13 protein-coding genes are annotated in these 17,089 nt (G+C 72.9%); 10 read left to right on the top strand and 3 right to left on the bottom strand.

Annotated features, from left to right (window positions below; genetic code table 11):
• Positions 1 to 64 precede the first annotated feature (64 nt).
• The 9 genes from ACSYGO_RS05425 to ACSYGO_RS05385 all read left to right on the top strand — a co-directional run bounded on the left by ACSYGO_RS05425 (position 65) and on the right by ACSYGO_RS05385 (position 10,216).
• Complete coding sequence (locus tag ACSYGO_RS05425) at positions 65 to 865, top strand: crotonase/enoyl-CoA hydratase family protein (protein ID WP_460385916.1); 801 nt, start codon at positions 65 to 67, stop codon at positions 863 to 865.
• 227 nt (positions 866 to 1,092) lie between these two features.
• A complete protein-coding gene (locus tag ACSYGO_RS05420) occupies positions 1,093 to 2,040 on the top strand; it encodes a Zn-ribbon domain-containing OB-fold protein (protein ID WP_460385915.1) in 948 nt (315 codons plus the stop codon).
• On the top strand, positions 2,041 to 3,096 hold the full coding sequence (locus ACSYGO_RS05415; protein WP_460385914.1) for a thiolase domain-containing protein: 1,056 nt from the start codon (positions 2,041 to 2,043) through the stop codon (positions 3,094 to 3,096).
• Positions 3,093 to 4,259 (top strand): thiolase domain-containing protein, encoded by a 1,167-nt coding sequence (locus ACSYGO_RS05410; RefSeq protein WP_460385913.1) that lies wholly within the window; start codon positions 3,093 to 3,095, stop codon positions 4,257 to 4,259. Before ACSYGO_RS05415 ends, ACSYGO_RS05410 begins: the two co-directional genes overlap by 4 nt.
• A gap of 83 nt (positions 4,260 to 4,342) precedes the next feature.
• Positions 4,343 to 4,585: a DUF397 domain-containing protein gene (locus ACSYGO_RS05405; RefSeq protein WP_028799506.1), complete on the top strand. Its 243-nt coding sequence runs from the start codon at positions 4,343 to 4,345 to the stop codon at positions 4,583 to 4,585.
• 147 nt (positions 4,586 to 4,732) lie between these two features.
• Entirely contained in the window at positions 4,733 to 5,638 is a 906-nt protein-coding gene (locus tag ACSYGO_RS05400; protein WP_426678402.1) for a universal stress protein, read from the top strand.
• A gap of 227 nt (positions 5,639 to 5,865) precedes the next feature.
• Positions 5,866 to 6,465 (top strand): CGNR zinc finger domain-containing protein, encoded by a 600-nt coding sequence (locus ACSYGO_RS05395; protein ID WP_460385911.1) that lies wholly within the window; start codon positions 5,866 to 5,868, stop codon positions 6,463 to 6,465.
• Between the two features lie 178 nt (positions 6,466 to 6,643).
• Positions 6,644 to 9,547, top strand: coding sequence for an ATP-binding protein (locus ACSYGO_RS05390; protein ID WP_460385910.1), 2,904 nt, complete (start codon positions 6,644 to 6,646; stop codon positions 9,545 to 9,547).
• Between the two features lie 171 nt (positions 9,548 to 9,718).
• Positions 9,719 to 10,216, top strand: a complete 498-nt coding sequence (locus tag ACSYGO_RS05385) for a hypothetical protein (RefSeq protein WP_426678405.1) — start codon at positions 9,719 to 9,721, stop codon at positions 10,214 to 10,216.
• An 81-nt stretch (positions 10,217 to 10,297) separates the two neighbouring features.
• Here ACSYGO_RS05385 and ACSYGO_RS05380 read toward each other — a convergent pair whose 3' ends face one another.
• Together ACSYGO_RS05380 and ACSYGO_RS05375 are read right to left on the bottom strand one after the other, a co-directional pair.
• Positions 10,298 to 12,277: an N-acetylmuramoyl-L-alanine amidase gene (locus ACSYGO_RS05380; protein WP_460385909.1), complete on the bottom strand. Its 1,980-nt coding sequence runs from the start codon at positions 12,275 to 12,277 to the stop codon at positions 10,298 to 10,300.
• A gap of 265 nt (positions 12,278 to 12,542) precedes the next feature.
• Positions 12,543 to 13,679 (bottom strand): aminoglycoside phosphotransferase family protein, encoded by a 1,137-nt coding sequence (locus ACSYGO_RS05375; protein WP_432174745.1) that lies wholly within the window; start codon positions 13,677 to 13,679, stop codon positions 12,543 to 12,545.
• Between the two features lie 233 nt (positions 13,680 to 13,912).
• On the opposite strand from ACSYGO_RS05375, the gene ACSYGO_RS05370 reads away from it, so the two are divergent.
• Complete coding sequence (locus ACSYGO_RS05370; RefSeq protein ID WP_345658438.1) at positions 13,913 to 15,415, top strand: DNA-binding protein NsdB; 1,503 nt, start codon at positions 13,913 to 13,915, stop codon at positions 15,413 to 15,415.
• Positions 15,416 to 15,550: 135 nt separating this feature from the next.
• Here the strand turns inward: ACSYGO_RS05370 and ACSYGO_RS05365 are convergent, their stop codons facing one another.
• Positions 15,551 to 17,020, bottom strand: coding sequence for a PP2C family protein-serine/threonine phosphatase (locus ACSYGO_RS05365; RefSeq protein ID WP_432186948.1), 1,470 nt, complete (start codon positions 17,018 to 17,020; stop codon positions 15,551 to 15,553).
• Positions 17,021 to 17,089 lie beyond the last annotated feature (69 nt).

Genomic DNA, 17,089 nt, shown 5'->3' with positions numbered 1-17,089 from the left:
AAACTCTTGTACTGACTCCGCGCCTCCTGCAACCTGTTCTCGTTCCTGAGACGGGAGGACGGCAATGGGTGGGACAGAACACCTCACCGTGCAGCGCGAAGGCGCCACACTGGTGCTCACGCTCAACAGGCCCGAGGCCAAGAACGCGCTCTCGCTGCCGATGCTGGTCGGCCTGTACGACGGCTGGCTCGAGGCCGACGCGGACGACGCCGTCCGCTCGGTCGTGCTCACCGGGGCGGGCGGCGCGTTCTGCGCCGGGATGGACCTCAAGGCGCTGGCGGGCGGGGGGATGGAGGGCCAGGAGTACCGGGACCGGCTCAAGGCCGACCCCGATCTGCACTGGAAGGCGATGCTGCGTCACCACCGCCCCCGCAAGCCGGTGATCGCCGCCGTCGAAGGGTACTGCGTCGCGGGCGGCACGGAGATCCTCCAGGGCACCGACATCCGCGTCGCGGGGGAGTCCGCGACCTTCGGCCTCTTCGAGGTCAGGCGCGGACTGTTCCCGATCGGCGGCTCGACGGTCCGGCTGCAACGCCAGATCCCGCGCACGCACGCCTTGGAGATGCTGCTCACCGGCCGCGCCTACCCCGCGCGCGAGGCCGCCGCCATCGGCCTGATCGGACACGTCGTCCCCGACGGCAAGGCCCTCGACAAGGCCCTGGAGATCGCCGAGCTCGTCAACGCCTGCGGCCCGCTCGCCGTCGAAGCCGTCAAGGCGTCGGTCTACGAGACCGCCGAGATGACCGAGACCGACGGTCTGGCCGCCGAACTGGGGCGCGGCTGGCCGGTGTTCGACACCGCCGACGCCAAGGAGGGCGCACGCGCCTTCGCCGAGAAACGTCCGCCCGTCTACCGGCGCGCCTGAACCCGCGGCGCCCGTCCGCGCGCCGCCCCCGAGGAACGGCGCGGACAGGCACGACAGAGCCCGCACTCGGGCCCGAGGCCCGGCATAGGGGCACACCGCCCCGCAGCCCGGGCCCGCCCGGACCCGACCCCCGCACCGGCGCGCCCGGTCCTCGAAGCCCGTGACCGGGTTCGCCCGGCCCGGGCCCACCCGGCCGGCGCGCCCGACCTCCGAAGGAGACATCCGGGATGCCCGAAGTACTCAAAGCCCCCCTCGTCGTCGAATTCCCCTTCACCCGCTCGCTCGGCCCCGTCCAGAGCGCCTTCCTCACCGGCCTGCGCGAGCGCGTCGTCCTCGGCGTACGGACCGCCGACGGCCGCACACTGGTCCCGCCGGTCGAGTACGACCCGGTCACGGCCGAGGAGATCGGCGACCTCGTCGAGGTCGCCCCCACCGGCACGGTCACCACCTGGGCCTGGAACCACGAGCCCCGCCGTGGCCAGCCCCTCGACACACCCTTCGCCTGGGTGCTGGTCCGGCTCGACGGCGCCGACACCGCCCTGCTGCACGCCCTCGACACCCCGGGCCCCGACGCCGTACGCACCGGCATGCGCGTCCGTGTCCGCTGGGCCGCCGAACGCTCCGGCGCCATCACCGACATCGCCTGCTTCGAACCGTACGACGGCAGTGCCACCGACGACGAACCCACCACCCACAGCGGTGAGTTCGCGGACAAGGTGACCGGCATCGTCGCCCAGGCCCGCCTCGACTACGTCTACTCTCCCGGCCGGGCCCAGACCGGTTACATCCACGCCCTGTCAGGCCGGCGGACCGTCGGCGAACGGTGCCCGTCGTGCCGCAAGGTCTACGTGCCGCCCCGCGGAGCGTGCCCCACCTGCGGAGTCGCCACCTCCGAGCAGGTCGAGGTGGGCCCCCGCGGCACCGTGACCACGTACTGCATCGTCAACATCAAGGCCAAGAACCTCGACATCGAAGTGCCCTACGTCTACGCGCACATCGCCCTCGACGGCGCCGACCTCGCCCTGCACGGCCGCATCGGCGGCATCCCCTACGACCAGGTGCGCATGGGCCTGCGCGTGGAGCCGGTGTGGACACCGGGCGCCCGATACCCCGACCACTACCGGCCCACCGGCGAACCGGACGCGGACTACGAGACGTACAAGGAGCTGTTGTAGATGCGGCCCATCAGGGACATCGCCGTCGTCGCGTTCGCCCAGACCGATCACCGGCGCACCAGCGACGAGCTCTCCGAGGTGGAGATGCTCCTTCCGGTCCTGCACCAGGTGCTCGACGCGACGGGCCTGAAGGCCGGCGACATCGGCTTCACCTGCTCCGGATCCTCCGACTACCTCGCGGGCCGCGCCTTCTCCTTCACCATGGCGCTCGACGGGGTCGGCGCCTGGCCCCCCATCTCCGAGTCGCACGTCGAGATGGACGGTGCCTGGGCCCTCTACGAGGCGTGGACCAAACTCCTCACCGGAGACGCCGACACCGCGCTCGTCTACGGGTACGGCAAGTCGTCCCCCGGCTCCGTGCGGGACGTCCTCACCCGGCAGCTCGACCCGTACTACCTGGCCCCGCTGTGGCCCGACTCCGTGGCCCTCGCCGCCCTCCAGGCGCAGGCGCTCATCGACGCGGGCGAGACCGACGAGCCCGCGCTCGCCGGCATCGCCGCCCGCAGCCGCGCCTCGGCCTCCGCCAACCCCCACGCCCAGCTGCGCGGTCCGGTGGACCACGGCGACCACCTCGTACGGCCCCTGCGCACCGGCGACTGCCCGCCGATCGGCGACGGGGCCGCCGCCGTGATCCTCGCGGCCGGCGAACGCGCCCGTGAGCTGTGCGAGCGTCCCGCCTGGATCCGGGGCATCGACCACCGCATCGAGGCGCACGGCCTCGGTGTCCGCGATCTGACCGACTCGCCGTCCACGCGGCTGGCCGCCGAACGGGCCGGCGCGTTCGAACGGCCCGTCGACACCGCCGAACTGCACGCCCCCTTCACCTCCCAGGAAGTGGTCCTGCGCAAGGCGCTGCGCCTCGACGACAGCGTCGACGTCAACCCGTCCGGGGGCGCACTCGCCGCCAACCCGGTGATGGCGGCCGGACTCGTCCGCATCGGCGAGGCAGCCGCCCGGATCCACCGCGGCGCCTCCGACCGGGCACTCGCCCACGCCACCTCAGGTCCCTGCCTCCAGCAGAACCTGGTCGCCGTACTCGAAGGGGACGCCCGATGAGCAAGGAGCCCGTGGCCGTCGTAGGCATCGGCCAGACCAAGCACGTGGCGGCCCGCGGGGACGTGTCCATCGCGGGCCTGGTCCGCGAGGCCGCCCGGCGGGCACTCGACGACGCCCAGCTGACGTGGGCCGACATCGACGCCGTCGTCATCGGCAAGGCCCCCGACTTCTTCGAGGGCGTCATGATGCCGGAGCTCTACCTCGCCGACGCGCTCGGCGCGGTCGGCAAACCCATGCTCAGGGTGCACACCGCCGGCTCCGTCGGCGGATCGACGGCCCTGGTCGCCACCAACCTCGTCGCGGGACGCGTCCACGGCACCGTCCTGACCCTCGCCTTCGAAAAACAGTCCGAGTCCAACGCGATGTGGGGCCTGTCCCTGCCCGTCCCCTTCCAGCAGCCGCTGCTCGCCGGGGCGGGCGGCTTCTTCGCCCCGCACGTGCGCGCCTACATGCGGCGCACCGGCGCCCCCGACGCGGTCGGCTCCCTCGTCGCCTACAAGGACCGCCGCAACGCGCTCAAGAACCCCTACGCCCACCTCCACGAGCACGACATCACCCTGGAGAAGGTCCAGGCCTCGCCCATGCTGTGGGACCCGATCCGCTACTCCGAGACGTGCCCCTCCTCCGACGGCGCCTGCGCGATGATCCTCACCGACCGGGCGGGCGCGGCACGCTCCCCGAAACCGCCCGCGTGGGTGCACGGCGGCGCGATGCGCAGCGAACCCACCCTCTTCGCGGGCAAGGACTTCGTCTCGCCGCAGGCCGGCAAGGACTGCGCGGCGGACGTCTACCGGCAGGCCGGCATCGCGGATCCACGCCGTGACATCGACGCCGTGGAGATGTACGTGCCCTTCTCCTGGTACGAGCCCATGTGGCTGGAGAACCTCGGTTTCGCCGAGGAGGGCGAGGGCTGGAAGCTCACCGAGTCCGGGGTGACCGAACTCGACGGGGACCTGCCCGTCAACATGTCGGGCGGCGTCCTCTCCACCAATCCGATCGGCGCCTCCGGCATGATCCGGTTCGCCGAGGCCGCCCTCCAGGTGCGCGGACAGGCCGGAGAACACCAGGTCGACGGCGCTCGCAGGGCCCTCGGGCACGCCTACGGGGGCGGTTCCCAGTTCTTCTCCATGTGGCTGGTCGGCTCCGCACCGCCCACCTCCTGAATCCGTCCCCCTCACGTGGCCTGTCCGCCGCCCGGACCGATCGCTAGGCTGGCCGCGGACGACGAACCGGGAGGAGCACGGACGTGGCCGAAAGCACCATCGAGCAGCACCCGCTCGCGGGCTGGGACAAGCCGGAACTGGACCTCAGCAACGCCGAGTGGCAGTCCAGCAGCCGAGGGCGGGGAGACGTCCAGATCGCCTTTGTCGAGGGCTTCATCGCGATGCGCAACAGTGGCCGCCCGCAGAGCCCCTCGTTGATCTTCACGCCCGCGGAGTGGGGAGCGTTCGTTTCGGGAGCGCGCGAGGGGGAGTTCGACCTGACGTGATCCGGCGCGTCACCCCCGGGTGACGCGCCCGAAGGTGAATCCTTCTCCTTTTTCCGGACACTCGACCCACGACCCCTTCCTGGGGACCGGGCCTGCGTCAGGCTGGCCCCAGGAAGATCGGAAGTCTGTGCCGGAGGCGAGGATTCCATGAGTACCCTGCCGGTCGTCGCGGCGGTCGACGGATCGGACGACAGTCTGCGCGCCCTGGAGCTGGCGTTCACCGCGGCCCGGACCCGCGAGGCCCCCCTGCGCGTGGTCCACGCGCGGCAGTACGCGCCCTGGGGGCAGCCCGACGTGCTGGTCGCCGGCCCGCCGGACCCCGCCGACGACCCGGTGCTCGGCCAGGTGAGCGCCCACCTGGCCGACCGGACCGGCCCGCCCGTCCCGGAGTACGTCGCCCTGGAGGGCGCCCCGTCCGCCGTGCTGCCCGAACTCGGCGCCGACGCCCAGCTGTTGGTGCTCGGCTCGCGGGGCAGGGGCGGTTTCGCGAGCCTGCTCCTCGGCTCCACCTCCATGGCCGTCGCCGCCGACGCGGCATGCCCCGTCGTCGTGGTGCCGCGCCCCGGGCGAGACGTGCCCGACGCGCCCGCCGCCGAACCCGGGCCGCGTGTCGTCGTCGGCCTCCACGTCGACGGTCCGGACGAGGCCACCCTCGCCTTCGCGTTCGAGGAGGCGGGCCTCGGCGGGGCCCGCGTCCAGGTGATCGCCGCCTATCCCTGGCCGGTCCAGATCTGGTCCGCACCCGGTGACTTCGTACCCGTCGCTCCCGGCCAGGACGTCATCGAGGGCGAGACCCGCACACTGGCCGACGGCTTCGTCGCCCCGCACCGCAAACGGCACCCCGGCGTCCAGGTCGAGCTGACCGTGGCGCCGGGCGACGCGGCCGGTCACCTTGTCGCCGCCTCCAAGGACGCGGACCTCGTCGTCGTGGGCCGGCACCGGCGCCGCCTGCTCGCACCCGCACGGATGATGGGCTCGGTCACCCGGGCCGTCCTGCTGCACGCCGCGAGCCCGGTGGCGGTGGTACCGCCGAGCGGGGCCGACGAGGGCTGAGGGCGCGGCGACCGCCGTGGCGCGCCCGCGGCGCCGCCGAAGCCGCTGCGCGCCTGTCGCAACGGTGAAGCCCTCGCGTACCCGCCGCGCCACCGAACCGCCCGCGTACCCGCCGCGCCGCTGAAGTCCCGGCGTCGGTGACCGGGCCGGGTACCCCGGTGATGGTCGCCACCCCGCCGGGGCGACCGCGGGTGCTAATGGAACCCGGCGGGCCTATCATTAGCGCCATGGACGACTCGATCAGCGGCGACGCACGGCTCGCCCTCGACCTCGCGCTGACCGTGCGGCACGACGGGAACGGCGGAGTCGCGGACGACCTGGCCGCACCCGCCGGGCTCACCGCCTGGGTCAGGGACCACCCCGGCCTGCTGCCGGACACCCCGACGTACGTCGCCGACGACCGCGCGCTGAACGCGGTGCGCGAGCTGCGCGCGGCGGTCCGGGCGCTGTTCGCCCGCGCCGTACGGCCCGGCGAGCCCAGCCCCGCGGACGCCGCCCGCCTGCTGCCCGTGTCCGAGGCGGTCGAGCGGCTGAACACGGCGGCCGCCCGCACCCCGACCGTCCCCGTCCTGTCCTGGGCCGACGGCGCCGACCCCGTCGTACGACAGGAGTCCGCGGACGGCCGGACGGAGCTCACCGCGACGCTCGCCCACGCCGCCCTCGCCTTCCTCGCGGGCCCCGAGCGGCAGCGGCTGCGTGCCTGCCACGCGCCGCGCTGCGTGCGGTACTTCATCAAGGAGCACCCGCGACAGGAGTGGTGCAAACCGTCCTGCGGAAACCGGGCACGGGTCGCCCGCCACCACGCGCGACACCGCACGAGCGCCTGACGAACGCCCCCTCCATGCCGGAACGAGCGCGGGGTCGCCGGTTGTTGTCCCGCGTTCGTGGTCAGTCCTGCTCCAACGACCCCATCGGAGAAGATCCGGGCGTACGCTGAGGTGCCTGAACGTCACGGTGCGCACCCGCTCCCCGCGCCGGCTGTCTCACCGTGGCAGGGGGTGGATCATGACGCAGCGCGCCGTCCGCAGCCGTCGGACCATGTTCGAGCGCGAGAACGAACTCGCCGCCGTCGACGAGGCGTTGAGCGAGCTCACGGGCCTGCGCAGGGACGGAGGTGAGCCGCCGGACCGACCGCGTGGCGCACTCCTCGCCTTCGCCGGACGGGCCGGGATCGGCAAGACCACCCTCCTCGCGGAAGTGCGGCGCCGCGCCGCCGCCAAGGGGTGCACGGTGCTGTCCGCGCGCGGCGGCGAACAGGAACAGCACGTCGCCTTCCACGTGGCCCGCCAGCTCCTCCAGCCCCAGCTGGCCGGAACCGCCGAGTCCGAACTCCGCAGCTCGCTGGGGAGTTGGTACGCGATCGTCGGTCCGGCGCTCGGCCTGTGCGCGCCCTCCGAGGGCGCCCCGCCCGACCAGCAGGGCCTGCGCGACGGACTCGACTGGGTGCTCACCCACCTCGCGGTGCAGCGCGCCCCGATGGTCCTCGTCCTCGACGACGCGCACTGGGCCGACGCCGAATCGCTCAGCTGGCTCGCCGCCTTCGCGCCCCGCGCCGAGCAGCTCCCGCTGCTCCTCGTCGTCGGCTACCGTCCCGACGAACTCCCCGACCACGCCGAGGCGTTCAGGGGGCTGCCCGGCCGCGCCGGCCAGCGCCCCCTCGGCCTCGAACCGCTCAGCGCCGAGGCCGTCGCCCGCCTCGTGCGCGAGGACCTGGGCGCGCAGGCCGACGACGCCTTCTGCCGCGAGTGCTGGGCCGTCACGGCGGGCAACCCCTTCGAGGCGGTCGAGCTGACCGCGAAGGTCCGCGACCGCGGACTGACCCCGACCGAGGACGGCGCACACCTGCTGCGCGACCTCGCCGCCGCCGTCAAGGGCAGCGGCCTCATCACCCGCCTCGAACGCCTCGGCACCTCCACCGTCCGCTTCGCCTGGGCCTGCGCCGTGCTCGGCACCGAGATCCACCCCACGCTCGCCGCCGCCGTCGCCGGACTCGGCCCCGAGGAAGCCGCCGACGCCGCGGACGCCCTGCGCGGCGCCCGCATCCTCACCGGCGCGCTGAACGCCGCGGGCACGCTCGAATTCGTCCACCCCCTCATCGCCACCGCCGTCTACCGCGCCATCCCCGGCGGTGTCCGCGTCGCCCTGCACGGCCAGGCCGCCTGGTGCATCGTCGACGAGGGACTCGGCCCGTCGGCCGCCGCCCGCCACCTCATGGAGACCCACCCCGACGGCGACACCTGGATCGTCCAGCAGCTGCGCGCCGCCGCCCGCGAGACCCAGCGCGCCGGAGCCCCCGACGCCGCCCGCCGCTACCTCGCCCGCGCCCTGCGCGAACCGCCGCCCTTCGAGGACCGGGCCGCCGTCCTGTACGAACTGGGCTGCGCCTCCCTGCTCACCGAACCGGCGACCACCGTCAACCATCTGCGCGCCGCACTCGAAGAACCCATCGCCGACCCCGAGCTGCGCCACAACACCGTCTACCGCCTCTCCCAGGTCCTCGCCCACAGCGACCGCCTCGCCGAGGCCTCGGCGACCCTCGCCCACGAGATCCGCCAGACGGGTGACGCCCGGGTGCGCCTGCGCATGCAGTCCGAGCAGTTCATGTGGGACGCGTTCCGCGCCGACGAACCCGACTCGCCCGCCCGCTCCCGCCGGCTGGCCCGCCTTGCCGACCGGCTCACCGGACGTGACCTCACCGAGCGGTACGTCATCGGCCTGCGCGCCTGGGACGCCACCCTGCGCGGCGAGCCCGCCCACGTCGCCCTCCACCACGCCGAACGCGCCCTCGCCGGCGGATTCGGCTGGGCCGAGGCCGACCGCGGCTTCGAGGTGCCCGTCCTGGTCGCTCTCACCTTCATGTACGCCGACCGCCCGGGCCGCACCGAGGAACTCTTCGCCACCGGGATCGCCGACTTCGAGGCCCAGGGCTGGCACGGCGCCCACCTCTCCTTCGGCTACACCCTCCTCGCCTACCTGCGCTACCGCCGGGGCCGCCTCGCCGAGGCCGAGGACTTCGTGCGGGCGGGCCTGCGGCTCGCCGAACGGGTCGGGCCCGGGGTCCCGGCGCTCTGGTACGCGGTGGGCGTCCTCATCGAGGTCCTGCTGGCCCGCGGCCGGGTCGCCGAGGCCGCGCTCACCGCCGACGAATACGCCTTCGGCGCGCCGTTCCCCGCCGCCGTCGTCTTCCCCGACGCCCAGACCGTGCACGGCGAACTGCTCCTCGCCCGCGGCCTCACCAAGGAGGCCTCCGCCGAGCTGGCCTCCGCCGGGCGCCGCCTCGACCCGCGCGGCATCCGCAACCCCGCCTGGTGCCCCTGGCAGCTCCACCTCGCCCGGGCCGAGAGCCACGACGCACCGGAACGCGCCGTCACCACGGCACTCGAAGCGGTGAACCGTGCCCGCCAGTACGGAGCGCCCTCCGGGATCGGCCAGGCACTGCGCGCCGCCGCCGACGTCTCCACCGGTTCGCACCGCGTGAAACTCCTCGAAGAGGCCGTCTGCCACCTGGAACGCTCACCGGCCGCCTACGAACTGGCCTGCGCCCTGGTCGCGCTCGGCACCGAACTGCGGCGCGCCGGGCGCCCCAAGGAAGCCGCCGAACACCTCTACCGAGGCCTCGACGCCGCGGTCCAGTGCGGGGCCGACGGCCTCGTCGAGGAGGCCCGCGACGAACTCACCGCCGCCGGACTGCGGCCGCGCCGCCTGCACGGCACCGAGACGGACACGCTCACCGCCCGCGAGCGGGCCGCCGCCGCGCTCACCGTTCGGGGCCGGACCACGGCGCAGATCGCCGAGGAGCTGCGCACCGAGGAGCCCACCGTCGTACGCCTGCTGTCGGCCGTCTACCGCAAGGTCGGCACGGACCCGACGGGGCTGCCCGCCGCCCTGGCAGAAGCGGCGGAACGCTGACCCGGACGGCCGACGCGGCGATCCGGACGGCCGTCGGCGTGCCCCGGCCGACAGCCGTCCCGTGACCGGCGGCGACACCCCTGCCCACGCCCCGGGACCGGGCCCCTTCACACCGGTCCGCGCCGGGCGCCCCCGAGGCCCGGCACACGCCCGTGCACGTACCATTGCGGCATGTCCTTCCTCCGCCGCCGCAGCGCCACGCCCGCCGGGCCCGACTTCGACGTTCTGGCCATGGACCCGGGCGACTGGCCGGGCAACCTCGGCGCGGGCCTGCTGCCCGCCCCCGACGGCAGCTGCCAGGGCGTCTTCCTGCGCTACGACCTGTTCGGCGGCCGCGGTCCCGCGATGATCATCGGCAATCTGCCGGAGGGCTCCCCGGCCCGCGACGTCGCCGAGGACGAGGTCCCCTTCGAGGTCGCCCAGCTGCTGCTCGCCCTGGAGAACGACGAAGAGGTCACCGTCACCGGAACCGAGGACATGCCGGTGATGCAGGGCGACAACCTGATGATCGTGCGGCGCCTGAAGCTCTCCGAGTCGCGCATCTCGTGCGTCCAGTTCGACCGCAGCGACAACGTCCTGGTGACCATCGCCGCCTGGGACCGCCCCATCACGGACGACCTGTACGCCCTCCTGAAGCCGCTGCCGGCGGAGCTGTTCCAGCAGGGCTGACCGCCCGGCGCCCGAACGGGCGACCGCGACCCCCGGCCCCCGGACGGCCGGGCCCGCGTCCTGCGAGCCCGGCCGCTCGTCTCACGAGTGCGACGGGAGCACGGTCACGTCCGCGGCCCGGACGAACGCCACCCGGTGCCCGAACTGGATCTCGTAGTACATGTCCGAGCCGATCACGACCTTGTGCACAGTCGTGTCGAAGGTCGGCGAGTAGAAGTACTCGCCCGGCACCTTGTCGCCCACCGCGTACCGCTGGCCCTGGAGCAGCTTGTACGGCAGCGGCGACACCGCCTGGACGGGCACGCCCGCCGGGTAGGCCTCCTTCTCCGGGTAGGCACGCCCGTAGACCGGGATCTCCGCCTTGCCGTCCTTGGGCGTGACGACCAGCCCGGACGCGTTCACCGCCGTCGGCTGCTTCGCCGGATTCTTGAACCAGGCCTTCTGCCCCAGGTACCAGATCGCCGTCCAGTCGCCGTCGCGTTCCGCGAGCGCGTACTGCTGACCCGTGGACACGCGGGAGGCGACGTCGTTCACGTCGATGGTCGAGTCGGCGCCGCTCGGGTACAGGCCGATGTCCTTGACCAGCGGCGCGTTCTCGTCCGGCTGTGTGTGCAGCCGCACCTCACCGGAGCCGTGCGCCGCGCAGGGCTCTCCCTTGGTCACGCAGCCCGTGTACTCCGGCCGGTTCTCGTCGAAGTCCGGCAGGACGGTCACCAGCCCGCCGCCCTGCTTCACGGTCCGGTGGAGGGGGTGCCCGAGCAGGGTGAAGTAGTGCTGCCAGTCCCAGTACGGGCCCGGGTCCGTGTGCATCCCCGGGACGGTGGAGGTCGTCGGGCCCGGCACGTTCTCGTGCCCGAGGATGTGCTGCCGGTCCAGCGGCACGGAGTACTTCTTGGACAGGTACTTCACCAGCCGCGCCGAGGCACGGTACATCTCCTCCGTGTACCAGGCGTCCGGCGAGGCGAGGAAGCCCTCGTGCTCCAGGCCGATCGACTTGGCGTTGATGTACCAGTTGCCCGCGTGCCAGGCCACGTCCTTGGCCTTCACGTGCTGGGCGATGTGACCGTCGGTCGAACGCAGGGTGTAGTTCCACGACACGTACGTGGGGTCCTGCACCAGGTTCAGGACACCGTCCCAAGTGCCTTCGGTGTCATGGACGACGATGTACTTGATGCTCTGCGCCCCCGGCCGGTCGCCGAGGTCGTGGTTGCCGTAGTCGCCGTCCCCGAACTCCTCGTACGGAGCCGGGATCCATTCGCAGGACACCTCCGCGGGACACTCCGTGCCCTCGGCGGAGGCCGTCCGCAGTCCGGCCCGCCGCAGTGTCGCCGTGTCGGGACTGAGCGCCGGCTGGGCGGCGAGCGCCACGCGCTGACCGGAGTCCGTGGTGCGCTCCGCGCCGTCGCGCATCACCTCGTAGACGTCCCGTGCGTACGTCGCCGCCGTCGAACTGTCGTCGGCGCCCGAGAAGCGTGCGACGGCGCCGTACCAGTCGGCCGCGTCGGCGCTGAGCGGCTCGCCGAGGTCCAGCTGTGTCGCGGCGAGGAGCGCGGCACCGCCCTCCACGTTCGCCGCCGCGTCCGTCCGCAGCGCCTCGGCCGGCAGCCCGGTCAGCTCGGCCGCCTTCGGCAACGTCTTCAGGCGGTCGGGGAGTTCGGAGCTCTCCGGCACCTTCGCGGTGGGGATGCGGGCCGGGCGCGAGCTGTCGCCGCGGGCGTCCTCCGTCCCGTCGCTGTGGTGCGGGGCCCGTGCGATCGCCGTCCGGGCGTCGGTCAGGTGCATCGGGCCGTAGCCGCCGGTGACGCTCGGGGCACCGGCGTGGCCGTCCCAGCGGGACTGGAGATAGGAGACGGCGAGCAGCACGCTCTGCGGCACGTGGTACTCCGCGGCCGCGGCCGCGAAGGCCCGCTGGAGCCGCGCCGAGGACTGCTCCTCGGCCTGACCGGACGGGGCGGCACCGAGCAGCGGCAGCAGCAGCGCCGCGGAGGCGACGGCGCCCGCCGTCCTGCGCGTGCGTCTGCGCCCGTTGGGGGCCTGGGGAGCGGTGGCGGACCTGGGCAATGCTGCCTCCTGGGACGGTCGGGCGCGGTGGGGCGTGCGGGGCCGAACTTGGTCAGTGCTACCGGCTCTCCGACGATCCGTCAATCATGCCCAGTGGCAGGCGATTTCCCATGTCAGTGCGGGTTGTGAAGGTTTTCGTGGCGGCGGTGACGCGGCCTGCACGGCGTCAGTGGCGTGGACCAATGGACCGGACGGGTGAGGCCGCGACACGACAGAGGTCCGCGGTGCGCCCCTGTCCTGGCGCGACCGCGGACCTCCGTCCCCGTCAGCGAGTGCCGACCGCCGCTCGTACGGCCCGGCGGGCCATCTGGCAGTCGTCGTGCAGCCGCCTCAGCAGCAACCGCTGTTCCTCGCCCGACGGCGCGGCACCCGGGTGAGCCGGACCGGGCGCCGCCGGGGCCGTGTCGTGCATCGAACGCTGCACGGCCGTCTCGTAGGTGCGGATCTCTCGTGTCAGCACGAGCATCAGATTCACCAGGAAGGCGTCGCGCGCGGCGGGCCCCGCCGACTGGGCGAGCTGGCTGATCTGCCGCCGCGCGACGGGCGCGTCACCGAGGACCGCCCACAGGGTCGCCAGGTCGTACCCCGGCAGATACCAGCCCGCGTGCTCCCAGTCCACCAGCACTGGACCGGCCGGTGAGAGCAGGATGTTCGACAGGAGGGCATCACCGTGGCAGAACTGACCCATGCCCTGACGGCCCGCGGAGTGCGCGATGCCGTGCACCAGCTTCTGCAGATCGCCCATGTCCCGGTCCGTGAGCAGACCCAGCTCGTGGAATCGGGAGATCCGCTCCGCGTAGTCCAGCGGGGCGTCGAACGTGCCCGCCGGCGGCCGCCAGGCGTTCAGCCGGCAGATCGCGCCCAGTGCCGCCCGGATGTCCGCGCGGGGCGGGGCCTCGGCGGGGTGCCGCTGGAGCGCGGCGACCCGGCCCGGCATCCGCTCGATGACCAGGGTGCCGTTGTCCGGGTCCGCCGCGATCAGCCGCGGTACCCGGACCGGCGGCCGGTGCCGGACGAACGAGCGGTAGGCAGCTATTTCGTGCCTGATCCGGTCGGTCCACATCGGTGACTGGTCGAGTAAACACTTGGCGACGGCCGTGCTGCGCCCCGTCGTGCCCACGAGGAGCACGGAGCGTCCGCTGCGGCGCAGCACCTGTACCGGAGCGAACTCCGGACAGATCCGGTGCACCGACGCGATCGCCGTGCGCAGCTGCGCGCCCTGAGGGCCGGACAAGTCGATTCTCCCGCTGAGCGGCTGGGTGCCGAGCCCCGGGACGCGTCGCGTCCGGCCGGCACCGAGCACGGGCGCCTGGCGGGCGGGGTCGAGGTAGGGGCCGCTGCCCGCCGGGCGGGTGTGCAACGACCGGGGCGGAGCGGACACGGAGGACGATGCTGCGTACATGGGCGATACAGATCCCTTCGTGTGCCTGCGAGTTGCCGCGCTACCCGCCCCGGCCGCGCCGGAACACCCTGGGGAGTGTCCCTGCGGCAACCGGGTCGGGGTGGCGCGTTCCTACCTGACACCCGAGGTCCACTGGCACACCATCTGGCGCACCCTGGCGAACCCTGGCGAATAGTCGCTCAGCAACTGACAGGCGGTTACTGTCAAATCAGCCGAGAACCTGGGGGCTTGACGTGAACGGACAACCCAACACCCGCCTGTCGGACCTGTTCGGCCTGGCCGGCTGGTCCAAGGGCGAACTCGCGAGGATGGTCAACCGGCAGGCGGCGGCCATGGGCCACCCCCAACTGGCGACCGACACCTCGCGGGTGCGGCGTTGGATCGACATGGGAGAGATCCCGCGCGATCCGGTGCCGCGGGTGCTGGCGGCCCTGTTCACCGAGCGTCTCGGCCGTGTCGTGACCATCGAGGACCTCGGTCTGGTCCGGCACGGGCGTACGGGAAAGCGGCAGAGCGGCGGGAGTGCGGAACATCCCGACGGAGTGCCGTGGGCGCCCGAACGGACCGCCGCGGTCCTCACCGAATTCACGGGAATGGACCTCATGCTCAACCGACGCGGCTTGGTGGGCGCGGGTGCCGCGCTCGCCGCGGGATCCGCACTCAGCACGGCCATGCACGACTGGCTCCACACCGATCCGGCCCTCGCGGCCGACGCTCCCCGATTCGAAGATCCCCTGCACGCCGACCCCGCTGGGTTCGACCGGTACGAGGCCGCCCCCATCGGGTCGCAGGAGATCGAGGAACTGGAGCGCTCGGTCGAGGTGTTCCGGGCCTGGGACGCGGCTCGCGGCGGCGGGCTGCAACGCAAGGCCGTGGTGGGCCAGCTGAACGAGGTGGGAGGCATGCTCTCCTACCGGCACCCCGACCATCTGCAGCGACGCCTCTGGGGTGTCGCCGCCAACCTCGCCGTCCTCGCGGGCTGGATGTCGCACGACGTCGGCCTGGAGCCCACGGCTCAGAAGTACTTCGTCATCGCCGCACACGCGGCCCGAGAAGGCGGTGACCGGCCCCGCGCCGGCGAGGCGCTCTCGCGCGCGGCTCGCCAGATGGTGCATCTGGGCCGGCCCGACGACGCACTCGACCTCATGAAGCTGGCGAAGTCGGGTTCCGGCGAGGAGGTGCTACCCCGCACCCGGGCCATGCTCCACACCATCGAGGCCTGGGCGCAGGCCTCCATGGGCAAGGGGCAGGCGATGCGGCGCACCCTCGGCCTGGCGGAGGACCTGTTCGTCTCCGACCGGGGCGACGTCCCTCCGCCGAGCTGGATGCAGCTGTTCGACGAGGCCGACATGCACGGCATGCAGGCCCTCGCCTACCGCACCCTCGCCGAGCACGAGCCGTCGGCGGCGGCCACGGCTCAGCGCCACGCGAAGGAGGCGCTGAAGCTGCGCGAGTCGGGCCGGGACCGGTCGAAGATCTTCGACCACATCTCCCTGGCGTCGGCCTGCTTCATCGCCGACGATCCCGAACAGGCCGACCGGTACGCGCGACTCGCCCTGACCTCGATGGGGGCCAACTCCTCCCACCGGACCTGGGACAGGCTGCGCGAGATGTACCGGCTCACCGGGCAGTACTCCAGCTATCCGAAGATCCACGACCTGCGTGAGGAGATCAAACTGGCCCTGCCCAACGGTTCGTTGAAGCCGAGGGGCGGCGGAAACAGCGCGCGGGCGTAGGAAGCCCGTGCCGACGACACGGGTCGGTGGGCGGGTCGGGGTCCAGGCTTGACTCGGGTCCCTCGACAGGGTCAGGGGCGCATCCGGTCCTTGGCACCGTCGGTGGGCGCGGTGTGATCCCCGTTCGCGAAGCCGTCAGGAACCGATCCGGGCGATGAGCACGCACGCGTCATCCGCGCGCTCGGATTCGCCGAATTCCTCGACTACCATCCGTACACAGTCCTGGGCGGTACGGGCTCCGTCGAAGCGTGGGGCCAGGCCGAGCAGGCCTTGTACGGCGGCCGTTCCTGCCTCGCTCCCGGCTTCGGCCCGGCGAGAGGACCCCCATTGCCGCGGCACCAGTCCGTCGGTGTGCAGGAGCAGCAGGTCGCCTTCTTCGAGAGCCTCTTCGGCCTGCCCGTAGACGGCTCCCGAGGTCGCCCCGAGCAGCACGCCGTCCGGTGCTGTCAGTGCGCGCCCCGTCCCCTCGCGGAACAGCAGGGGGGCGGGGTGGCCTGCCTGTGCCCAGCTGAGGGTGCGGGTCTCGGGCCGGTAGCGGCAGCAGACGGCGCTGCCGAGGGCGGGCTGGACGGTGGTGTCGAGCAACTGGTTGAGCCAGGACATGAGTTGTCCCGGTTCGGTGCCCGCCATGGCCATCCCGCGCAGTGCGCCGAGCAGCATCGCCATGCCCGAGGTCACGGTGACCCCGCGGCCGGTGAGGTCACCGACGCTCAACAGCATCTGTCCGTCGGGGAGTTCGAGTGCGTCGTACCAGTCGCCGCCGATCAGCGCGCCGGTCGAGGACGGCAGGTAGTGCGCGGCCAGATCCAGGGTTCCGGGGCCGCGGTGCGGGGACCGCAGGGCACCGCGCCAGGGCGGCAGTACGGATTCCTGCAGTTCGACCGCGATGCGCCGCTCGGTCTGCGCGAGGTGCCGCTGGTGTTGCAGCGAGTCATGGCGCTCGCTCACCGTCCGCTGGCTGCGCCGCAGTTCACTGACGTCGCGGAGTACGGCCCACATCGAGGTGGTGCTGCCGTCGGCGTCGAGCACGGGCTCGGCCATCATGTGGACGGCCCGCACCTCGCCGTCGGGGCGCACGATGCGGAACTCCCCGTCGATCGGTTTGGCGTCGATGAGACAGTCCGTGACCATCGAGGTCAGTTTCACCCGGTCCTCGTCGAGCACCAGGGAGGGGAGCTCGTCCAGGGTGAGCGCGGGAGCGACGGGGTCGCGGCCCAGGATCTGGTAGAGCTCGCCCGACCAGCCGGCCTCGTCCGTCAGCAGATTCCATTCGGCGCTGCCGACCCTGCTCAGCAGTGAGCCGTGCCGGGATGCGGCGGGTACGGCCTCAGTGGTGGTCGGCGCGGCCGGGAGTGGGGCGGGGAAGGGTGGTGGCCCGTCCCGCAGCTGCGCCAAGTGCGCGTCCAGGTCGTTGAGTTGACGCATCGCCAAGTTGCACAGCGCACGCTGCCAGCGTTCCTGCGGATCCGTGCCGTCGGAGGGTGCCTCACGCCGTACGGCATCCACCTCGCCCCGCAGCTGCCGCGTCTGCGAGATCAGCGCGTCGACCGAGCCGCGCCGGGGCGGCTGGGCGGCGGAGCGGTCCGCAGAGAGATGGGAGGGCATGACGTACTCCGATGCGGGGACGGTACGACCTGTGTGCCGGAAGGACCGTTACGACTGTTGCACAGCCTG

This window comes from Streptomyces krungchingensis (assembly GCF_054729265.1).
The sequence above is the reverse complement of the archived record's forward strand: the minus strand, read 5'-3'. Positions and strand labels throughout refer to the sequence as shown.

Excerpts from the sequence above, each read along its gene's own strand:
- ACSYGO_RS05415 (WP_460385914.1), top strand. The coding sequence starts at position 2,041 with ATGCGGCCCATCAGGGACATCGCCGTCGTCGCGTTCGCCCAGACCGAT.
- ACSYGO_RS05420 (WP_460385915.1), top strand. The coding sequence starts at position 1,093 with ATGCCCGAAGTACTCAAAGCCCCCCTCGTCGTCGAATTCCCCTTCACC.
- ACSYGO_RS05375 (WP_432174745.1), bottom strand. The coding sequence starts at position 13,679 with ATGTACGCAGCATCGTCCTCCGTGTCCGCTCCGCCCCGGTCGTTGCAC.
- ACSYGO_RS05425 (WP_460385916.1), top strand. The coding sequence starts at position 65 with ATGGGTGGGACAGAACACCTCACCGTGCAGCGCGAAGGCGCCACACTG.
- ACSYGO_RS05410 (WP_460385913.1), top strand. The coding sequence starts at position 3,093 with ATGAGCAAGGAGCCCGTGGCCGTCGTAGGCATCGGCCAGACCAAGCAC.
- ACSYGO_RS05385 (WP_426678405.1), top strand. The coding sequence starts at position 9,719 with ATGTCCTTCCTCCGCCGCCGCAGCGCCACGCCCGCCGGGCCCGACTTC.
- ACSYGO_RS05390 (WP_460385910.1), top strand. The coding sequence starts at position 6,644 with ATGACGCAGCGCGCCGTCCGCAGCCGTCGGACCATGTTCGAGCGCGAG.
- ACSYGO_RS05365 (WP_432186948.1), bottom strand. The coding sequence starts at position 17,020 with ATGCCCTCCCATCTCTCTGCGGACCGCTCCGCCGCCCAGCCGCCCCGG.
- ACSYGO_RS05400 (WP_426678402.1), top strand. The coding sequence starts at position 4,733 with ATGAGTACCCTGCCGGTCGTCGCGGCGGTCGACGGATCGGACGACAGT.
- ACSYGO_RS05395 (WP_460385911.1), top strand. The coding sequence starts at position 5,866 with ATGGACGACTCGATCAGCGGCGACGCACGGCTCGCCCTCGACCTCGCG.